Genomic DNA, 19,845 nt, shown 5'->3' with positions numbered 1-19,845 from the left:
AACGATTAGTCCAGCGTGATATTGGCCTGCTTGATCAGGCTGCCCAACTTTTCGTCTTCCTGACGCAGGAACTCGGCATACTCAGCAGGGGTGGAGGAAAGGATATCCACGCCCTGACGACGGAAGCCTTCAACAAACTCGGTGTTCTCACTGACCGTTCTCATGGACTGGCTCAGGCGCTCGACGATTTCAGGAGGCGTGCCACTACTGACATGGAAACCAAACCAGGCCGTCACGTTATAGCCCTGATTCAGACCCAGCTCGGCAAAGGTGGGCACCTCTGGCAACAAGGAAGAACGCTCCGGGCCTGACACGGCCAAGGGGCGCACGGTATTGGCCTTGATATGTGTAATCGCCGTACCCATGCTATCGAACATGAAGGAGATATGGCCACCCAGCAAATCGGTCATGGCAGGTGCACTGCCACGGTAGGGAGCATGGATAACATCGATATTGGCCATCGTGGTAAAGGCGGCTGCCGACAAGTGCGAGGAAGAGCCGTTACCAAAGGAGGCGTAAGTCAGCTCTTCAGGCTTGGAGCGAGCGTAGTTGATCAGCTCTTCACCTGTCTTAAAGGGGCTTTGCTGAGCATTGACCACCAACACGTTCTGTCCTTCGGCCACCAGGGAAACAGCCGTCAGATCCTGCGCTGGATCGTAAGGCAGTTTCTTGTAGAGGTGGTTGTTCACGACGGCCTGACCAACAGCGGCCAGCAAGACGGTATAACCATCGGGGGCAGATTTTGCAACGAAGTCCGTCGCAATAATGCCGCTGGCACCGGGCTTGTTCTCCACAACGATGGTCTGGCCCAGATCTTTGGACATTTCCTTGGCGACACCTCGGGCAATCACGTCCGTCACGCCGCCCGGTGTAAAGGGCACAACCAGACGAATAGGCTTGTCCGGGTACGCGGCCTGCGCTCCCAAAGAACAAAACAACAAACCCATGCCGGTTAGCAAAGGAGCCACTTTACGGGCTAGGACTTTATTCATGAATCTCTCCAAACTTATTTTGTTCGATAATCGAACTTGATTATTTAATTGCTAAGTCTTGTTTTTTTTACAATTTATCATCGATAATTCTTATAAATTCCGTTTGGTTCGCTAATCGAACAAAACTGAATCTTGCCCCCTATCACGCCATGACCATCAACAAAGAGACAATTCCCCCCGCCGACAACTACAAAGGCGACCCGGACTATATGCAGTCGCTAGCCCGTGGCCTGCAGGTGATTACGGCGTTTTCAGATAGAAGGCGGCCATTGCGGGCCGCAGAAATTGCCCTGAAAACCGGCCTGGCGCGAGCAGTGGTGCAACGCTGCCTCTACACTTTGCAAGCCCTGGGTTATGCAGAGCAGGAAGGCGCGTTCTGGAAACTGCGTCCGGCAATTTTGCAGTTGGGCCATGCCTATTTTTCCTCGACCTCCATCGTCAGCCTGGCGCAACCCATACTGGACGATTTAAGTGATCGTGTTGGTGAAACCTGTGCGCTGGCCTTGCTGGACGGGGACGAGATTCTGTATCTGGCACGCGCACAACGGCAGCGCGTGCTAACCGTGTCTCTGGGCTTGGGAAGCCGTTTACCTGCCCACTGCACCTCGATCGGGCGGATGCTGCTGTCGCAGTTGCCATCCAGCAAACTGAATGCTTACCTGGAGCTGGCACCTTTCAAGATCATGACGCAATACACCGCCCATACTCGCGAGGCTTTGCTGCGCGAATTGAAACAGGTGCAGGAAAAGGATTATTCCTTGATCAAGGAAGAGCTGGAGCTGGGTTTGACGGCAATTGGCGTACCCGTGCGCAGTGCCAGCGGACGTGTTGTCGCGGGGATGAGCATCAGTATCAAAGACTGGCAGGACACTGAAGAACAGTTGATCCGGCGCTGCCTGCCCGAACTGCGTTCGAGCGCCCGGCAGCTGGGTTTGATGTTACCGGCCTAAGATCAGGCCGGATTGAGCATGGTCAGCGCACTGGTCAAGGCGTATTCCACAGCCTGCTGACGAATTTGAGCACGATCACCGTCAAAGATACGGGCAGAGGCGCGGGTCACAATGCCATCGCCACGGCGTTGCGCAAAACCAAAGCACACCAGACCAACCGGCTTGCCTGGCGTTGCTCCGTCCGGGCCGGCAATGCCGGTCGTGGAAATAGCCAACTCGGCATCTGCGGTAGCTTCCAGCGCACCCGCCGCCATTTCCATGGCGGTTTCTTCGCTGACCGCACCAAATCGATCCAGGGTGTCCTGGTTCACACCCAGTTCCTGAACCTTGGCCTTGTTGCTGTACGTGACCAGACCGCGCTCAAACCAGGCGCTGGAGCCGGGCAAGTCCGTCAAGGCAGCAGCCAGCAGGCCACCGGTACATGACTCGGCGCAGGCGACCATCCAGCCGCGATCTTTAAGGGCTTGCCCCAGGGCCAGGGCAGCATTGCCGTGCTCGTAATCGCTCATGAGAAAACTCCAAAACGTACCAAGACAGCCATCAGCAACAAGGTGTAGCCTGCCGCCAGGAGATCATCCCACATAACGCCAAACCCATTATGCAGACGACGATCAAAATAGCGAATCGGCGCAGGTTTGAGAATATCAAAAAAACGAAATAACACGAATGCGATGCCCTGTGCCAGCCAGGTCTGCGGAATCAGCCACAACACCAGCCAGAAGGCCACCATCTCATCCCAGTTCATGCCGCTGTGATCAGACACGCCCAGGTCGTAGCCTGTGCGGTGGCAAGCCCAGCAACCAATGAAAAAGGAGACTGGCAAGAAAATAGCCATTTGCGTGTCGGTCAGCACATGCAGACCCAAGACCCACAAGACCCAGGCCAGTACCGTGCCCCAGGTACCCGGCCCTGGGCGCAACACGCCAGTGCCACCACCGAAGGCGATCAAGCGCCAAGGCTTTTTCACCACCCAATCCAGGGTAGGACGTTGAATCGGATTCAAGGAAGGATCAGGAAATGTGCTCATGACACAGACTCAGCCACCAAAATGATCGAAACCGCCCTGGGCAGGGGCAGGATGCAAACCCTGTTGATCACGCACATACACCCCGCTACCGGCGTGCATGGAGCCGATACGGCTGAGCGGCACGCCTTCGCGCAGGGCCAGCGCCATGATGGATTCCCGATGTAGGGGTTCTGCGGTGAAACACAACTGAAAAACGTCGCCGCCAACCAGAACCGCTTCACGTTGCAAATCAGCAGGCAAGCCCTTCAGGGATGAGTCCAACGGCAAAGCGTTCCAATCCAGATGGGCGGCGCATTGACTGGCTTTGGCGATATGACCCAGATCCTGGACCAGGCCATCAGACACATCAATGGCGGCATGGGCCAAACCTGCCAGGGCATGCCCCAGGCGATACGGCGGCCAAGGTTGTTCCAACGCTGGGCGGCTGGCAGCCAGGCGATCGGGGTCAGTGGCCAGGCGTCCTTGCAAAAGCCGCAAGGCAATGTCTGCCGCCCCCAGCGTCCCCGTCAACCAGATATCATCACCGGGCTGGGCGGCGCTGCGTTGCAAAGCCTGCCCCGCCCGGACCTCACCCAGCACCGTAATACTGATCACCACCCCTTGCTTGCTGCGCGTGGTATCACCACCAATCAAGGGGCAATGTGCCTGATCGGCCAGTTGGAACAAACCTTGGGAAAATGCTTGCAGCCATTCAGGCCGGACTTCGGGCAGGGACAGGGCCAATAGACAGGCTCGTGGTTTGGCCCCCATGGCGCCCAGATCCGACAGATTCACGGCCAGCGCCTTGTGTCCCAACAAAAAGGGGTCCACATCGGCAAAGAAATGTTGCCCTTCGATCAGAAGATCGACGCTGCTGGCCAGTTGCCAGCCGGGTGTAGGCGTAAAAAGGGCGCAATCATCGCCCACTCCCAAATAGCCTTCGGGAGCGGGACGATTGAAATACTGCTGGATAAGACCGAACTCGTTCAGCACGGCACGCCCCGTTTTAGCGGCGGGCCTGCTTGGCAACTTCGGGGGCGCGTACGTCGGCGGCCAGCTTGTCCAGCACGCCGTTCACGAATTTGAAGCCATCAGTACCGCCGAAGGACTTGGCCAGCTCGACAGCTTCGTTAATGGCAACACGGTAAGGCACTTCAACGTGATGCACCAGTTCGTAACTGCCAATGAGCAAGATGCCATGTTCGATGGGAGAGAGTTCTTCCAAAGGACGATCAACATAAGGCAAAAAACGTTCGCGCAGCACAGGAGCTTCGCGCATCACACCAAACAGCAAGGTTTTGAACCAGGCTGCGTCGGCTTCGCCAAACTCCTCGTCGCCCCGAATATGGGCGTCGATGGAGGTGGCTTCCTGCAGGCCATCCGCGCCTCGCAAAAGCCAGGAGTAGATGCCCTGCAGGGCAAATTCGCGCGAGCGGCGGCGCGCGGATCGTCCGTTGGCCTTACTGGCCGGGACTTTATTTGTCGTCGTCAAGATCTTCGTCCTCGTAATCTTCGTCCTCATCGTCGTCCAGCTCGGGTTCGAGGACGGCGATAAGATTGCCCAGCTCGACCGCTGTACGGGCGCAATCGCGACCTTTCTCAGCAGCGCGAACTTCGGCTTGTTCATCTGTGTTGGTGGTCAGTACACCGTTGGCAACAGGAATACCGGTTGCCAGGGAGACCTGAGTAATGGCCGAAGCGCTTTCATTGCTGACCACTTCAAAGTGGTAGGTATCACCGCGGATAACGGCACCCAGAGCGATCAGAGCATCGAACTCGCCGGTTTCAGCCATCTGGCCCAGGGTGATGCCCAATTCCAGCGCGCCAGGTACGGACAGAACAGTCACGTCGCGCTCGTCCACGCCCAGAGCCTCCAGCTCTTTGAGGCAGGCTTCCAACTCGGCCAGGCCGATAGACTCGTTGAAACGTGCACGCACAATACCAATGTGCAGACCTTCCCCATTCAGGTCAGGGGTAACAATGTAAGGATTCATGTTGGAAGCTCCGCTTAGGATTGAGAATCTGGTTCGCTATGGTAACCCGTCACGGTCAATGCAAACCCGGCCATGCTTGGCATTTTACGTGGTCGCGACATCAAACGGGCTTTGCCGACATTGAGGTCACGCAAAATTTGTGCACCAATTCCATACGTGCGCAAATCATTGCGGCTAGGACGACCGCGTGGCGCCTGGGCCGGACTGTCTGCACCCCAAGCCTGAATCTGCTCAAAACTCTCTTCTTCGGAGTTCTGACAATTCATCAACAACACAACACCGCTGTCGGATGTGGCTACGGTACGCAAAGCCACTGGCAAGGTCCAACTGTGGCCCACATCGCCCTCGATCAAGACATCCAGCACGGTAGTCGGTTCATGCACACGGACCAGAGTTTCCACGTCCGGGCTGATTTCACCGTGAACCAATGCCAGGTGCAAACCACCGGAAGACAGGTCGCGGTAGGCATGGCACTCAAATTCGCCATAAGGCGTTTTTACGGGCTTTTTGTGCAAACGCTCGATCATGGACTCGTGTTCGCTACGGTACTGAATCAGGTCTGCGATAGTGCCAACCTTGATGCCATGCTCGCGAGCAAACACCAGCAAATCCGGCAAGCGTGCCATGGTTCCGTCTGGATTGAGCACTTCGCAGATAACAGCGGCCGGAGTCAAACCCGCCATCGCCGTCAAGTCACAACCCGCTTCGGTATGACCGGCACGCACCAGCACGCCACCTTTGGCCGCCTTCAACGGAAAAATGTGACCGGGCTGCACCAGATCAATTGGGCGCGCATCCCGGGCCACAGCCGCTTGCACGGTGCGGGCGCGGTCAGCAGCGGAAATACCGGTTTCCACGCCCTCAGCCGCTTCAATCGACACCGTGAAGTTGGTGCCAAAACGCGTGCCGTTGCGGGTGGCCATCAAAGGCAAATCCAGTTGACGGCACCGCTCTTCGGTCAGGGTCAGGCAAACCAGACCGCGGCCATGCGTCACCATGAAGTTGATCGCTTCAGCATTCACGAACTCGGCAGCCATGACCAGGTCGCCTTCGTTTTCACGGTCCTCTTCGTCAACCAGAATAACCATGCGCCCTGCGCGCAGCTCTTCCACAATCTCTGGAACGGGAGCGATTGGACTGGCGCCCAGTTGACCAGCGTCGGACTGAATTTCTTGATTCATCGTGCTCTTTGCTCAGACAGATAATAATTAAGGCCATTTTACGACACCCGGGCCCCGGCGGGCAGCTTCATTAGTCGGTACACTTAAAGACCGTGTCAAACCGCCCCAAACCCCTATGACCGACCCCATTTTGCCTGCGCTGGACGAAAAACGTCGCCGTATCCAATCCATTGAAACGGGCTTTGGCCTGTTGAAAGTGCTGGTGGACAGCGGACAACCCATGATGCTACGTGATCTGGCCACGCAAGCGGGAATGAGCTCGGCCAAAGCCCATCCTTATCTGGTCAGCTTTACCAACGTAGGACTGGTACAGCAGGCTCCGGCGACCGGGCTGTACGAGCTGGGGCCTTTTGCCTTGCAGATGGGTTTGGTCAGCCTGCAAAGCCAGAACCCGGTCAAGATTGCCCTGCCCCTGGTTCAGGCCTGGGCCTCGCGCATTGGGCATACATTGGGTTTGGCGGTGCTGGGCTCACACGGCCCCACCATGGTTCATATCAGCGAGGCCAGCTATCCGGTCCATGTGAACATGCGCTGCGGCACGGTGATGTCCATGTTGCATACGGCGACCGGCCACGTCTTTGCTGCCTGGCTCCCCCCGGAAGTGGCTCGCCACTACATTGAGCGCGAAGCGGGCGACAGTGCCGTTGTCACCAGCATCAGCCCGCTGCGCCCCAGCCCCAACGAGCTGGCGGCCATGCTGGAAAAAATCCGCGAGCAAGGTGTGGCCCAGGCACTGGGCAACCCCCTTCCCGGTATCGATGCCCTGTCCGTCCCCGTGTTCGATCACTCTGGCCAGATTGTGCTGGCCTTGACCAGTCTGGGGCCCAGCACGCTGTTTGATGCCAGTATCGACAGCCCCATCCTGGCCCAATTGCGCCAGTGCGCCAACAGCATTTCGCATCAATTGGGCTGGCGCGAACCGCTGGGCACTCCGCCTTTATCAAACTTGACATGACTGCACACACTTATAGGGGTGTCGCTACTTCAAGTTTGGCGGGTTTACATGCAAAATAATTGTTTTATCCGCCCACCTGTTGTGGGCGATTTCTCGAGTGCGATGCTGTGCTAGAACAAGAACTGAAATTTTTTGTACCCGAGAGTGCCCGTCCCGGTTTATTGACCGCCTTTGACGCGGTACGCACGGGAAGCATTACCTTAAATGCCATTTACTTTGACACGCCCGAACGCGATTTGGCGCGCTCAAGTATCGCCCTGCGACTGCGCAAGGAAGGCGAGCAATGGGTTCAAACCGTCAAGCTGCCCGGTCCTGACACCCTGTCCCGCATTGAACTCAATCACCCCCGCCCAGGCCCGAAGCTGGATCTGAGCCTGTATCAGGACACGCCTGCCCATACAGCACTGTCCCGCTACGCGAATCAGATTCAAGCCCGCTATCAAACCCGAATCCAGCGCGAACTGGCCCTGATCAAGCAGGGACAGTCGGAGCTGGAGCTGGCCTATGACGTAGGCCACATCGAATCCAATGGCTTGACACTACAGGTCAACGAGCTGGAAATTGAGCTGATTCGCGGCGAGAGCCTGACCATGTTTGAAGTCGGCCAGCGCTGGCTGTACAAGCATGGCCTGATTCTGGAGATGCGCAGCAAGTCCGAGCGCGGCGATGCACTGGCCAGCCTAGTGGATCGCCGGCGGGCCAAATCCGAAAGCCTGGACCTGTCACCCGAGCAGGTTGCTGCCGCCTTGACGCGCAAAGCCTACGATTTACCCAAGCCGCATTTTGTCGACACCGAAGAGCTGGAACAGTTCTACAGCCTGAGCGCCACCATGAGCCTGGAGCAGGTCATTCGCAATGCTGCTTTGCTGGCGGGTGTGGATGGCATACGCCCAGACTCCTCCCGCCAGGCCGACTATCTGGCCTTGATGCGCGTGGGCCTGCGCCGCCTGCGCTCCTGCCGCAAGTTGTTCAAAATGTGGCTGTCGGCCAGCGAAGGCTACGCCAATACCCGTCTGACGCATTATTTCGGCTTGTTTGGCCAGGCGCGTGACCACGACCTGGTGCACCTGGAAATTACCCCCTTGCTGCTGCAAGCAGGCATGCCTGGCCCGGCTCCCGAACCCATTCCGGCCCACCTGGAGCATGACCCTGTGCAATTGGCCAGCGCTGCCGAGTTCCAATCCTTGCTATTGAGTAATCTGCAAAGCCTGATCTGTGGCCCCACGCTGGAACTCAATGGTGTGGCCCAGCCCGAACATCTGGTGGAAGCGCGTATCAGCCGCTGGTTTCAAACGATTCAACTACGCAGCCAGCGCTTTGCGCAGATCAGTCAGGACAAGCAACATCGTTTGCGCAACCGGATCAAGAGCCTGCGCTACTGCCTGGAGTTCTTGCCCAGCGCAGCCGACAAACAGGGGCTGCACAAAGTGCTACGCGAATGTCAGGCCTTGATTGGTGCAGTGACCGACGTGGACGTGGCCCTGGACTGGTATGCCCAACATGCGGCCAACCCCGAGCAAGCCCAGTTCGCACGAGACTGGCTGACCCATGCCCGCCAAGGACGTGCCGCCCATGCCCAGCATGCGCTCAATGCCTTGGATCAGCATCAACCACAAATTGAACTGCTACGACGCTAAACCCCCAGGCCACTAAACAGCCCCCTGAGCCTTTGGGGCCCACCAGGTGGCACTTGTCCCCTTGGACAGTCCAACCATAAAAAACCGGCGATGCCTTTAGAGACATCGCCGGTTTTTCTGTGCAACCAAACTTGGCTTAAGCGTTCATGCCCAACAAGGCCGACGCAAATTCACGGGCCACAAACGCCTGCAGATCCTGCATGCCCTCGCCCACGCCAATCCAGTAGACCGGAATAGGACGTACGCCTTGCGCACAGGCGGCAACGGCAGCCAGCGTCCCGCCTTTGGCCGTACCGTCCAGCTTGGTCACAACCAAACCCGTCAAACCCAACGCGGCATCAAATGCGCGAATCTGGGAAATGGCATTCTGGCCAGTGTTGCCATCTACAACCAACAAAATCTCATGGGGAGCCTGACCATCAGCCTTGCCGATGACACGCTTGATCTTCTTGAGCTCTTCCATCAGGTGCAGTTGGGTCGGCAAGCGACCGGCGGTATCCACCATGACCACCCCCATATCACGGGCGCGGCCTGCATGTACTGCATCAAAAGCCACTGCAGCCGGGTCACCACCGTCTTGGGCAATAACGCTGACATTATTGCGGGTTCCCCACTCAATCAGTTGTTCACGAGCGGCAGCCCGGAAAGTATCACCAGCAGCCAACAGGACTTTTGCGCCCTGTTCCTGGAAGGTGTGCGCCAACTTGCCGATAGACGTGGTCTTACCTGCACCGTTCACCCCGGCAATCATGACAACCAGCGGCTTGCTCGACTCCAAAGGAAAGGATTTCTCCAAGGGCTTCAAGTGATCAGTCAGAATATCGCACAGGATCTGTTTGACCTGGGCCGCATCACTGACTTTTTCCTTGCGAACACGGGCGCGCAAAGCGGTAATCAGTTTCTCGGTCGCCTCGACTCCCGCGTCCGCCATCAGCAAGGCGTCTTCCAGTTCCTCGAACAGCGATTCATCAACCTTGGCACCAACAAACAGGCTGCTCAGGCTTTGACCTGTACGCGACAAGCCCTGTTTCAGGCGAGACATCCAGGAGGTTTTCACCACCGGAGCAGCGGCCTCTGGCTCTGGGGCAGGAGCAGGTACTGGCTCGGGCTGTGGGGCAGGAACAGGAACAATCTCTGGCTCTGGCGGCGGCACCGGTTCAGGAATCGGCTGCACCTCAGGTTCTGGCTGCGGCTCTGGCTCAGGAATCGGTTGCACCTCGGGCTCAGGCACCGGCACAACTTCGGGTTCCGGAGCACGGCTTGGCTCTGGAACCGGCGGCACTTCCGGCTCAGGGGTACGAACGGGTTCGGGTACGGGCTGACCGTCCGGCTCATAGACACGCGCAGGCTCGGGCATCGGGACACTGGCCGGGGCCGGTTGTGGCACCGCTGGCTGCGTGGGCGTAGACTCGGACGCAGCGCGATGTTCAGCCTGACTATCCAACACCACAGCAGGCGGGGCCACCGGCGTTTGAATCGGCGTAGTTTGCTCCTGCGATACTGCAGGGGATGCGTCAGCCTCAGGCTGCGCAGGAGAAAGCGGCTCGGTCAGCTCCGTTTGAGTGACTTGTGGCTCTGGCTTGGCCTTCTTTCTTTTAAAAAAACTGAACATACGATTTACACTAGAAAATTCTGTTGAATGACCACATTATCCGATCAAAGCGCTAATGAGAAAACATGCTGTCCGTATTGTAGGTGGTGATTACCGTCGCACACCGATTTCAGTCGTCGATGCACCCGGTCTGCGGCCCACACCGGACCGTGTACGCGAAACACTGTTTAACTGGCTTAACCACTTCTGGGGTGGTCAATTCAGTGACAAGAACGTGCTGGACCTGTTTGCCGGTAGCGGAGCGTTAGGTTTTGAAGCGGCCTCACGCGGTGTCGCCTTTGTACAAATGGTGGAACGCCACGGGCCCGCAGTGACCAATTTGCGCAGCCTGCGTACCAAACTCAAGGCAGAGCACGTGCGCATCCATGCTGGCGACGCCCTTCATATTCTGGAGCGCAGCCAGATGCGCTACGACCTGGTCTTTATAGACCCACCCTTTGCGCAAGACTGGATGGACCGTATCTGGCCCTTGCTGCCCAATGTGCTGGCACCGGACGCGCTGGTTTACATTGAATCCGAAACCCCTATACAAGCCCCGGATCAATACGGGATACTACGACAGGATAAGGCAGGGCAGGTACATTATCATTTGTTGCGATTTGCTGCGATGCAAAAAACAGTCAATAATGCCGAATTTTCCGGGACGCCTGCACCGCTCTCCCCGGACGCCGACCTGCCAACTTGAACCCCTTACGCGGATGCACCATGATCACAGCTGTTTACCCCGGCACCTTCGACCCCCTGACCCGAGGCCATGAAGACCTTGTCCGGCGAGCCGCCAACCTTTTCGATCACGTCGTGGTCGGTGTGGCCTCCAGCCAGAACAAGCGCCCTTTCTTCACCGTTGAAGAGCGTGTTGAGATCGCCTCCGAAGTGCTCAGCCACTACCCGAACGTGGAAGTGAAAAGCTTTTCCGGCCTGCTCAAGGACTTTGTGCGCGAACAAAATGGTCGCGTTATCGTACGTGGCCTGCGCGCCGTGTCCGACTTTGAATACGAATTTCAAATGGCGGGCATGAACCGTCACTTACTGCCCGAAGTCGAGACCATGTTCATGACCCCCTCGGACCAGTACCAGTTCATCTCTGGCACCATCGTGCGCGAAATTGCCATTTTGGGCGGCGATGTGGGCAAATTTGTGTTCCCGTCTGTGGAGCGCTGGCTACAAACCAAAGCCCAGGAGCGCAAGCAACAAGCGGTTTCAGCGACCTGAACTCGCCCTGTGCAGCGGTCCGTACTACACTGTAAGGTGACCGACTGGTCAAATCCAAGGACCACGTTTATCAGGACACTGCGCGATGGCACTGCACATTACTGAAGAATGCATTAACTGCGACGTTTGTGAGCCGCAGTGCCCCAATCTGGCTATTTACATGGGTGAGGAGATCTACGAGATCAATCCCAACCTGTGTACGGAATGCGTTGGCCACTTTGACGAGCCACAGTGTGTGGTGGTGTGTCCGGTCGAGTGCATCGAAGTTCACCCCCAACACCAGGAAAGCCAGGAAACCCTGCTGGCTCGCTATCACCGGCTACAGTCCGAACCCACGACATAAACAGAAAAAACAAGCCCTGCTCATGGCAGGGCTTGTGATATGTAGGGTCACAGCGCAAGGGGGGCTTAGTCAGTTTGCGGCAAACGCTTTAGCAACCGCAAGGGCTGGCCTGTATAGCGGCTGAACCAATGTGCAGGCAAATCCCCTTCATCCACCAATTGCACGGGCTGGCCATTTTCCTGCCACAGGGAAAAAGAATCCGGATCGTCCTCGATGACGTCCACTTCAATTTCCAGACGCAGCATACCGGGAGCGCGCAGCACCAGTTGACCAAAACGCAGCTCTACGCTTAACCCTGCCAAAGCGGGCAACGCATCAGCAGCCAGAACCCGCCCCTGATCATCCCCCAATACCCAGCGCCCCTTGCAGGCCAGTGCCTTGCTGCCACTTAGAGCCGGACCGCCTTGCAACAGGCAAACCGTCTCTTGGGGCAAACTCACCACGTCCCTCGCACTCATGGCTTGAACCATTGTTTCATGGCTTCGCCGACGGTTTGCGGCACCTTGTCTTGCAGCTCTTTCTTGATGATCTGTTCCACCTCGGATTTCACATCGGGCCTGGACTCTGCCTTGGCCTCCGAGACTTGCTGGCTCAACAAATCCAGCAAACCGTCCTGCAGCGCTTTCTTGATGGAGTTGCTGGCAATGTCCTTCCACTGAATCTGGTAGGACAACGCTGCCCAAGGTCCAGAAATATGGATAGGGATCAGCACATTGCGCAGATCCTGGAAAGACTTGCGCTCTTCGGCATCCAGGTTGTTACGGTTCAAACGCACCTGCAAGGTTACATCCGCTTGCTGGGACACCAAATCCAGCTTGGCACCTTTGGCCGTGGTCACCGTCAATATTGGCGTGGTTGCGCGGAAATTGCGGAAAGTGGCTTGCCCTTTCTTGATATCCAAATTGCCTTGCAGACGGTTCAACACCGTGCGACGCAAGGGGTCAGACTCGGGCAGCAACAAAGGAATCTGGCCGCTAAAAGCATTGCGTACGGCCTCATTAATATCACGCACACTTTGGTCCAGGTCTACGCTGCGCCAACTGCCATCCTGCAAATCGACAGTCAGGCCGCCTTCCAGCGCATTCAGACGTTCTTGCTGCGTGGTGCCTTGAGCCTTCAGGTCCAGGCTCACATTGCCCTTGCCTGCCAAATAATCATTGCCGAAAGCATCCAGCAAGAGCGATCCAACCTGCATTTGTTGCAGCTTCAGACCCAGCTCAAAACGCTTGCCTGGCTCAACCTTGGCCTTGGCCTGGAACTGGCCTTCATAAGCCTGTGCAGTGAACTGGGACAAACTGACCACCTGGCCCTGGTTCTTGATCTGGGCCTTGACCTGATCCATCACCACACCCAGGCTGCGCAGTTTTTCGATTTCAAAACGCAGATCAAAAGTAACCTTGTCCAGCCATGGGTAGGACAAAGCCGCGTCGGGTTCTTGCTCTGCTGGTGCTGCGGCATCTGCCTCTTCGGCCTTGGGCTGCTCGGCCTGTTCACCGCCCTCTTTAGCTGGCGCCTGCTCGGTGGCCGCTTCAGGTGCCTGCGCCTGGGGTTCCGGCTCTGTTGTGGGTACCACTTCAGGGGCCGCCGCCCAGAAAATCGAGCGCAGTTCATCCAAATCCAGCTTGTCAGCTTTCAGGATCGCATCCAGCAAGGGACCCTTGCCCTTATCGTGCAAAGTCACATCAAGACTGCCTTGAGCCTGCTCGGTGCTGCTGCTTAACTGCGCACTGTATTCCTGCTTGCCTTTGTTCAGGTCAGCTTGACCGGTGATAGGCATTTCAAAACGGCTACCTGCATCGGCTTGGTCTTCAACGCGAATATTGGCTTGAATCTCCGGCAGACGCAGCCATTCATTTGAGGGTTGCCACTGCAAGGGGGAGCTTGCCTTGAACTGAGCGACACGGCTGCCCTGTTTGATCGCTCCATCCAGCTTGGCCTGCTCAAAGATCAATTCCTGGCTGTTGCCGGACAAACCCTGCAAGGTCAAGCCCAGCCCCAAAACTCGGGGGCCGCTGACTTTCAGGCTGGCAACGACAGGCGATCCTTCCGCTTGGGCAGGCGATACCTGGATGCGAGGCACATCCAAGGCCAGATCCAGGTCCTGATCTTCATTCTTGCCACGAACACGCAAAGCCAGCTTTTCGAACGACACCAGATCGCTGACGCTGTCGATCTGCATCTTGGGCGTGCTCAGCGAAGCGCTCAGATCGCTGACTGGATAAGCGCCCCGCCACTGACCTTGCAATTGTGTATCCAGATTGGTGGCGCTGAACTGACGCTGGGCGGACTTGTAAGCCACATTACCCTTAACGGTCAGACTTTGCGCCTGCAACTCGTCCAGATCACCGACAAAGCTCACATTCAGTTTCTGGGCGCCATAGGATTTGGAAGCGGGGTCCAGACTCAGTTGCCCCTGCCCCTCCAGCACACCGTCTGCCAGGGGATAGTCACCCGACAGGCGGCTTTTGAACGCCACATCAAAAGGCTGACCAAAGGTCATGCGGCCCGTATTCACTTCCAGCTGTAGCAAACGGCCAATCACATTGCTGCGTTTGCTGAAGTAATGGATCTCGCCCCCCTTCAGGCTCAGACCCGCAATATCAATCTGGAAATCCGTCTCGCTACCGGAACGCTTGGCAATCAACTCAGGAACCGGCAAGGATTCTGGTGCGGGCTCAACGGGGTTTTCCTGTGGAGCCTCGGCCGCTTGGGCAGCGGGCAGCAAAGACACGCCAGAACGAGCCACCGGCAGTGGTGGACCAGCGGGTGGTGCCTGCAGCAGGTCATCAAAATTCAACTTGCCTTCTTCATCGCGCACAATCCAGGCTTTAAAGCCCGTAACAGCGACATGATCGACCACCAGACGGTTATTGATCAACGGCCAAAGCGCCACGGCAAAGCGGGCGCTTTCCAAAGAAGCGAAGGGATCTTCCGAATTACGGTCAGACAGGGACAGCCCCTGCACGGACAGGCCGATGCGGGGAAATAAAGAAAGTTCGATATCACCGTCAATCTTGAGCGTACGTTGATACTTTTGCTGGACGATATCAGCCAGCTTCTGTTTGTACGAATTGGGATTGAATGTCAGCAGGAAAATCGCCCCGCCTACCACCGTGACAATAGCTAAAACGACGAGGCTGAATAAGCCCCGCTTAAACCATACTTTCATGTAAGCCTCTAGGACCTCGGGGCAGGATGCAACACGCCATCTGCCCGGATACGAAATGCTAACCCATGTCGGGCGATTGGTAAGTAACGAAAATAAGAAATATCCACCCGTATTCTAAAAAGCAGAGTCGGTTGTCAGTAATACGCCATTATTACCGAAGGAAATAAAGACATATTATTAATGTCGGCAGCCTTAGATACATTTCACGACATACAGGGGTTATGCTTGCTCTATCCTATATAAGCCACTTGATCATCAATTCCAGAACCAATCATGAAACTAGAGACGCTTGCCATTCATGCTGGCTATCAGCCAGATCCGACCACAAAAGCTGTTGCTGTTCCGATTTATCAGACCACTTCCTACGCTTTCGACAATACGCAACACGGCGCGGATCTGTTTGACCTGAAGGTACCCGGCAATATTTACACCCGCATCATGAACCCCACCAATGCTGTGCTCGAAGAGCGTGTCGCAGCACTGGAAGGCGGGATTGCGGGATTGGCTGTCGCCTCTGGCATGGCGGCCATCACGTATGCTATCCAAACGATTGCAGAGGCTGGCGACAACATTGTGTCTGTCAGTAAGTTGTACGGCGGCACCTACAACCTGTTCGCACATTCCTTCCCGCGCCAAGGCATTACCGTCAAATTTGCCCAGCCCAACGACATCGACGCGCTGGAAGCCCTGATTGACGACCGCACCCGCGCTGTATTTTGCGAAACCATCGGCAACCCGGCTGGCAACATCATTGATATCCGTGCGCTGGCCGATGCCGCCCACCGTCATGGCGTCCCCCTGATTGTCGACAATACCGTTGCCTCCCCTGCCCTGTGCCGCCCTATCGAACACGGTGCCGACATCGTGGTGCACTCACTGACCAAATACATGGGCGGTCATGGCACGACCATCGCTGGCATGGTTGTGGACTCCGGCAAGTTCCCTTGGGCCGAGCACAAAGAGCGCTTTGCCATCCTGAACACACCTGATCCGTCCTACCACGGCGTGGTTTACACCGAAGCCTTCGGCCCGGCCGCCTTCATTGGCCGCTGCCGCGTGGCTCCGCTGCGCAATACCGGCGCTGCCCTGGCTCCCTTGAGCGCCTTCCAGATCCTGCAAGGCATCGAAACCTTGCCTTTGCGCATGGAACGCCACACCGAAAACGCCTTGAAAGTGGCCGAGTATCTGAACGCCCACCCACAGGTATCTTGGGTCAAGTACGCAGGTCTGGCTGACCATCCTGACCACGAACTGGCCAAGCGCTACATGGGCGGCAAACCTGCAGCGATTCTGTCCTTTGGTATCAAAGGCGGTATTGAAGCGGGTACCCGCTTTATCGACGCACTGAATCTGGTGCTGCGCCTGGTCAATATTGGCGATGCCAAATCCCTGGCTTGCCACCCTGCCAGCACCACACACCGTCAACTGAACGCCGAAGAACTGGCGGCGGTAGGCGTAAGCGAGGACATGGTTCGCCTATCCGTGGGCCTGGAACATATCGACGACATTCTGGCTGACTTGGAACAAGCCCTGGAAGCAGCGGCACGCGGCTAAAACCAGAAATCCTGTACAGGCCGCAATAGCTGTGCAGGTTTGTCCGCATCAAGCTAAAAAAGCCTGGAATCGGCATAGCACCGACTCCAGGCTTTTTGATATTTTCTCGACACAGCCATCAGGCTGGCCGTGTTACTGGCGCAAGCTCATCAGGACTTGCGAAATAGCTGTGCCAAACCGCCCAGCAAGCTGCTGGCATCGGTAATGTGGGACGGATCAAACTGACCATTCGGGCTGGCTTGATTGATCAAGGACGGCAACATGATCTTCAGGTTCTCCAGCACGCTTTGCTGGTTCAGACCCGACAAATCTTCCAATTGCTTGATCGCTGGTTGACCCATCACGCTCAGCAAGTCCTGCTGGCCAATTTCCTGATTGCTGCCCTGCGAAATCCAGGACGAGACCACCTCGCCAAAACCACCCACGCGAAAGCGTTCAATCAGGCCGCTCAAACCACCTGGATACGTGCTGATCACCTGAATCAGCGCAGGCAACAAGGCGCCCTGCTCTTTGGATTTGGAATCCGTAGCCGACAAGGCCGACACAACAGAATTAAGCAAACTCATTATTTTTCTCCCCAATGCATGGCACCGCGCGTCAGCGGGTGCTGATATCGGTTCTCATTATGCCGTGACAAACCGTCAGACGGGGCAGCTTAATTGTCAAGGTGGGTCAATAGGTCACGGACGCCAAAGCCCTATTGCTCTGGGCTGGGCCTACGCTACACTGGATTGATAGTTCGGCACGCCACACAGATCGACTCCCTGGAGATTCTGGAATGACACACGCTTGCTATACCGTCCTGTCCCCTGAAGAGACTGCCCGCGCTCTGCCTTATCCGGAGCTGGTCGCCCAGTTAGGCAAAGCCATGGCCCAATATGCCGCTGGCACTATCGTCGCCCCCACCCGGCAAGTTCTGAGCTACCCAACGGCAGGAAAAATGCTGTCCATGCCTGCGGTCTCTCACGATATCGGTGTGCACAAACTGGTTAATGTGATGCTGGACAATCAGCAACAAGGTCTTGGCAGCATCCAGGGCCTGGTTAGCGTCTACGACGCTCAACATGGCTTACCCTTGCTGGTCCTGGATGCCCCCACCTTGTCCAAACGTCGTACTGCCGCCGTATCCATGTTGGGGATTCAGGCACTGTGGCCTCATGGCCCCGAACACATCACCTTACTGGGATACGGGCAGCAAGCCCAGGCACACTGCGATGCCATCATGACGCTGTACCCTCAGGCCCGCGTCACCCTGACAGGCCGCAATATTGGCCGTGCCCAAGCGGTGGCCACATCCTTGCAAAATCAGTTTGGAGATCGGGTTCAGGCTGCTGCGGCCATTCCTGAAAAAACGGATGTCCTGATTACCCTGACATCCAGCTTGACACCGGTCTATCACGAGCCTGCCCGCCTGGACCGCCTGTTGATTGGCGTAGGAGCATTCCAGGCTGATATGGCCGAGTTCGAGCCCCATACCCTGCTAGCCAGCCACCTCTACGCGGATGATGTCTGCGCAGCGCGCCAAGAAGCCGGCGACCTGATTCAGGCCAACGTAGCCTGGGACCAGGTCCACAGCATTCATCAAGTGCTGCGCACGCCAGCACCCAGAGATAAACCTTTATTCTTCAAATCCGTAGGCTCTGCAGCCTGGGATTTAGCAGCAGCACGCTGTGCTTTGCAGCATGTAAACCCAGTTTAAATACTTAGGACGCTAATCAATTGCTGCCATACTCCAAACAAGCCCAGAGTGTTAATCTGGCGCGTACAATCCCTTACAGTTATTGACCGACTTTTTTTCCTGCGCCCCTCATGACCTCTCAGTTGCCTCCTATCGAAGACGATCCGTATCAGATCCAGTCCAAGTTTGAAATTCTGCGTGTTTTACGGGCCATCGAAAAAGGGGGCCTTCTCTTGCACATGGAGGCCAATCGGGGCAATGACCGGATTGTGACCACCATTTTAGATATTGATCTGGACAACAATGTGGTGGTGATCGACACCGCCAACAAAGAAGAAAAAACCCGCAATCTGTTGCAGTCCGAACACACCAGTTTCGAGACCTCGATAGACAAGATCAAGGTGACATTTCAAGGGCCTACACCAGAGGTCGTGTCCTACGAAGGGCAGCCGGCCCTGGCGATCCCAATTCCCGAATCCATCCGCCGCTTACAACGACGCGAATTCTTCCGCGTCACCGTGCCTGTCAGCGAACCGGCTATGGTGATCTTGCGCTTGAATAACGAAGCCAAGAGTTTTCTGCTGCACGATATCAGTGGCGGCGGCTTGTCCTTGGTGGACGAATCGCAAAGCCTGGCAGAGGTGATTGGTGCGCATAAAACCGAGTCCCTGCTGGAGCTGCCGCAGGCCGGTTCTTTTGTCGTGGCTCTACAAGTGGCGCGTACCGAGACACAGCAACTAGCGAACGGTAAACAAATTCACCGTTTGGGCTGTACGTTTATTGATCTATCAGCCTCCACGCAGATGGCCATTCAGCACTACATCAGCCGCCTGGAACGCCAACAGATCGCCAAACAGCGCGGTCACGGTTAATTCGACGTCCGGGACATCTCCAAATCACCGGGGGTGTCCACATCGCGCAAGATGCCCTCATCCACTAAAGGCACCCACAAGGTCTGATCCTTATTGGCCTGTAACAAGGCCCGCGCGCCTTGCTCGTCTGAAAGCGCCAGAAGCGGTTGACGCCACGCCAGACCAAAGCCGACGGGATTGCCCGTCTGCCCATTGAAAACGGGACGCACGATCCCGGCCCCATCCTGCACCGCCTGAGCGACTGCCGCCACAGAGCTTGGCCGCAACCAAGGCATATCGGCCAGTAAAACGACATAACCATATTGGGGACTGCAAGCCTGTATCCCGGCTTTCAGGCTGACTCCCATACCGCGGATGGCAGCAGGCGCCTGAACGAAACTGATCGGCAAGTCGCCCAACTCCTGACGCAAAATCCGCTCATGCACATCACAAACAATCAGCACCTCATCGAGCACAGACAAGGCCGTCTCACAGACACGGCGCACCATCGTTCTGCCATCGTCCATCTTGGCCAATAACTTCAACTGCTGACCCGAAGGGTCGAAGCGCTGCCCCAGGCCCGCCGCCAGAATAATGCCCGTCACCCCGGATACATGCTGCTGCCCTGCCATCCTGGCTCCTTTTGAACTAGGTAATGTCTCGTCGACAATGCGTATTGCGTCGTTCACTAGACTAATAGAAAGAAGCCTG

General features: G+C 56.6%; 21 protein-coding genes. 9 read left to right on the top strand and 12 right to left on the bottom strand.

Going from position 1 to position 19,845, the window contains the following annotated elements; genetic code table 11:
- Window positions 1–5 precede the first annotated feature (5 nt).
- Window positions 6–992 carry a Bug family tripartite tricarboxylate transporter substrate binding protein gene (locus tag AB7E06_RS18150; RefSeq protein ID WP_094197589.1) on the bottom strand — a complete coding sequence of 329 codons (987 nt, stop codon included), beginning with the start codon at window positions 990–992 and terminating at the stop codon, window positions 6–8.
- A gap of 149 nt (window positions 993–1,141) precedes the next feature.
- Here AB7E06_RS18150 and AB7E06_RS18145 point away from each other — a divergent pair, with 149 nt between their 5' ends.
- Window positions 1,142–1,942 carry an IclR family transcriptional regulator domain-containing protein gene (locus tag AB7E06_RS18145; protein WP_094197590.1) on the top strand — a complete coding sequence of 267 codons (801 nt, stop codon included), beginning with the start codon at window positions 1,142–1,144 and terminating at the stop codon, window positions 1,940–1,942.
- A 2-nt stretch (window positions 1,943–1,944) separates the two neighbouring features.
- Here AB7E06_RS18145 and AB7E06_RS18140 read toward each other — a convergent pair whose 3' ends face one another.
- Genes AB7E06_RS18140 through ribBA form a run of 6 tightly spaced genes read right to left on the bottom strand, consistent with a single transcriptional unit; the run spans window position 1,945 to window position 6,123 of the window.
- Window positions 1,945–2,451 carry a CinA family protein gene (locus AB7E06_RS18140; protein ID WP_094197591.1) on the bottom strand — a complete coding sequence of 169 codons (507 nt, stop codon included), beginning with the start codon at window positions 2,449–2,451 and terminating at the stop codon, window positions 1,945–1,947.
- A complete protein-coding gene (locus AB7E06_RS18135; protein ID WP_094197592.1) occupies window positions 2,448–2,969 on the bottom strand; it encodes a phosphatidylglycerophosphatase A family protein in 522 nt (173 codons plus the stop codon). Before AB7E06_RS18135 ends, AB7E06_RS18140 begins: the two co-directional genes overlap by 4 nt.
- Before the next feature lie 9 nt (window positions 2,970–2,978).
- Entirely contained in the window at window positions 2,979–3,941 is a 963-nt protein-coding gene (gene thiL, locus AB7E06_RS18130; RefSeq protein ID WP_108728632.1) for a thiamine-phosphate kinase, read from the bottom strand.
- 13 nt (window positions 3,942–3,954) lie between these two features.
- Window positions 3,955–4,470, bottom strand: a complete 516-nt coding sequence (gene nusB / locus AB7E06_RS18125) for a transcription antitermination factor NusB (protein WP_042488795.1) — start codon at window positions 4,468–4,470, stop codon at window positions 3,955–3,957.
- A complete protein-coding gene (gene ribH / locus AB7E06_RS18120; protein ID WP_094197594.1) occupies window positions 4,424–4,942 on the bottom strand; it encodes a 6,7-dimethyl-8-ribityllumazine synthase in 519 nt (172 codons plus the stop codon). The genes nusB and ribH overlap by 47 nt, the downstream gene beginning before the upstream one ends.
- Before the next feature lie 14 nt (window positions 4,943–4,956).
- Window positions 4,957–6,123: a bifunctional 3,4-dihydroxy-2-butanone-4-phosphate synthase/GTP cyclohydrolase II gene (gene ribBA, locus AB7E06_RS18115; protein WP_094197595.1), complete on the bottom strand. Its 1,167-nt coding sequence runs from the start codon at window positions 6,121–6,123 to the stop codon at window positions 4,957–4,959.
- A gap of 115 nt (window positions 6,124–6,238) precedes the next feature.
- On the opposite strand from ribBA, the gene AB7E06_RS18110 reads away from it, so the two are divergent.
- Entirely contained in the window at window positions 6,239–7,078 is an 840-nt protein-coding gene (locus AB7E06_RS18110) for an IclR family transcriptional regulator (RefSeq protein WP_094197596.1), read from the top strand.
- Window positions 7,079–7,185: 107 nt separating this feature from the next.
- A complete protein-coding gene (locus AB7E06_RS18105) occupies window positions 7,186–8,715 on the top strand; it encodes a CYTH and CHAD domain-containing protein (RefSeq protein WP_321277934.1) in 1,530 nt (509 codons plus the stop codon).
- Window positions 8,716–8,851: 136 nt separating this feature from the next.
- Here AB7E06_RS18105 and ftsY read toward each other — a convergent pair whose 3' ends face one another.
- Complete coding sequence (gene ftsY, locus AB7E06_RS18100) at window positions 8,852–10,180, bottom strand: signal recognition particle-docking protein FtsY (RefSeq protein ID WP_319802204.1); 1,329 nt, start codon at window positions 10,178–10,180, stop codon at window positions 8,852–8,854.
- Window positions 10,181–10,382: 202 nt separating this feature from the next.
- On the opposite strand from ftsY, the gene rsmD reads away from it, so the two are divergent.
- The 3 genes from rsmD (at window position 10,383) to AB7E06_RS18085 (ending at window position 11,882) form a co-directional block, all read left to right on the top strand.
- Window positions 10,383–11,012, top strand: a complete 630-nt coding sequence (gene rsmD, locus AB7E06_RS18095; protein ID WP_094197599.1) for a 16S rRNA (guanine(966)-N(2))-methyltransferase RsmD — start codon at window positions 10,383–10,385, stop codon at window positions 11,010–11,012.
- A 20-nt stretch (window positions 11,013–11,032) separates the two neighbouring features.
- Window positions 11,033–11,539, top strand: coding sequence for a pantetheine-phosphate adenylyltransferase (gene coaD, locus AB7E06_RS18090; protein ID WP_094197600.1), 507 nt, complete (start codon window positions 11,033–11,035; stop codon window positions 11,537–11,539).
- An 85-nt stretch (window positions 11,540–11,624) separates the two neighbouring features.
- Window positions 11,625–11,882, top strand: coding sequence for a YfhL family 4Fe-4S dicluster ferredoxin (locus tag AB7E06_RS18085; protein ID WP_009454772.1), 258 nt, complete (start codon window positions 11,625–11,627; stop codon window positions 11,880–11,882).
- 65 nt (window positions 11,883–11,947) lie between these two features.
- On the opposite strand, the gene AB7E06_RS18080 is transcribed toward AB7E06_RS18085, so the two are convergent.
- The gene (locus tag AB7E06_RS18080) at window positions 11,948–12,340 is read right to left on the bottom strand and encodes an MOSC N-terminal beta barrel domain-containing protein (RefSeq protein WP_159063950.1); all 393 of its coding nucleotides are present in this window, start codon (window positions 12,338–12,340) and stop codon (window positions 11,948–11,950) included.
- The gene (locus AB7E06_RS18075) at window positions 12,337–15,051 is read right to left on the bottom strand and encodes an AsmA family protein (RefSeq protein ID WP_427957956.1); all 2,715 of its coding nucleotides are present in this window, start codon (window positions 15,049–15,051) and stop codon (window positions 12,337–12,339) included. The genes AB7E06_RS18080 and AB7E06_RS18075 overlap by 4 nt, the downstream gene beginning before the upstream one ends.
- Window positions 15,052–15,324: 273 nt before the next feature.
- Between AB7E06_RS18075 and AB7E06_RS18070 the strand changes: the two genes are divergently transcribed.
- The gene (locus AB7E06_RS18070; RefSeq protein ID WP_094197603.1) at window positions 15,325–16,605 is read left to right on the top strand and encodes a bifunctional O-acetylhomoserine aminocarboxypropyltransferase/cysteine synthase; all 1,281 of its coding nucleotides are present in this window, start codon (window positions 15,325–15,327) and stop codon (window positions 16,603–16,605) included.
- A gap of 149 nt (window positions 16,606–16,754) precedes the next feature.
- Here the strand turns inward: AB7E06_RS18070 and AB7E06_RS18065 are convergent, their stop codons facing one another.
- The gene (locus tag AB7E06_RS18065) at window positions 16,755–17,171 is read right to left on the bottom strand and encodes a YidB family protein (RefSeq protein WP_427957954.1); all 417 of its coding nucleotides are present in this window, start codon (window positions 17,169–17,171) and stop codon (window positions 16,755–16,757) included.
- Between the two features lie 212 nt (window positions 17,172–17,383).
- Between AB7E06_RS18065 and AB7E06_RS18060 the strand changes: the two genes are divergently transcribed.
- Window positions 17,384–18,304 carry a delta(1)-pyrroline-2-carboxylate reductase family protein gene (locus tag AB7E06_RS18060; protein ID WP_264672010.1) on the top strand — a complete coding sequence of 307 codons (921 nt, stop codon included), beginning with the start codon at window positions 17,384–17,386 and terminating at the stop codon, window positions 18,302–18,304.
- 110 nt (window positions 18,305–18,414) lie between these two features.
- Entirely contained in the window at window positions 18,415–19,155 is a 741-nt protein-coding gene (locus AB7E06_RS18055) for a flagellar brake protein (RefSeq protein WP_094197606.1), read from the top strand.
- On the opposite strand, the gene AB7E06_RS18050 is transcribed toward AB7E06_RS18055, so the two are convergent.
- On the bottom strand, window positions 19,152–19,766 hold the full coding sequence (locus tag AB7E06_RS18050) for a nucleotidyltransferase family protein (protein WP_346548986.1): 615 nt from the start codon (window positions 19,764–19,766) through the stop codon (window positions 19,152–19,154). The two genes, AB7E06_RS18055 and AB7E06_RS18050, sit on opposite strands and share 4 nt — an antisense overlap.
- Window positions 19,767–19,845 lie beyond the last annotated feature (79 nt).

It is taken from the genome of Alcaligenes sp., from assembly GCF_050255915.1.
Taxonomy (GTDB): Bacteria; Pseudomonadota; Gammaproteobacteria; order Burkholderiales; family Burkholderiaceae_B; genus Alcaligenes; species Alcaligenes aquatilis.
This window is presented reverse-complemented; position numbering and strand designations above follow the sequence as displayed.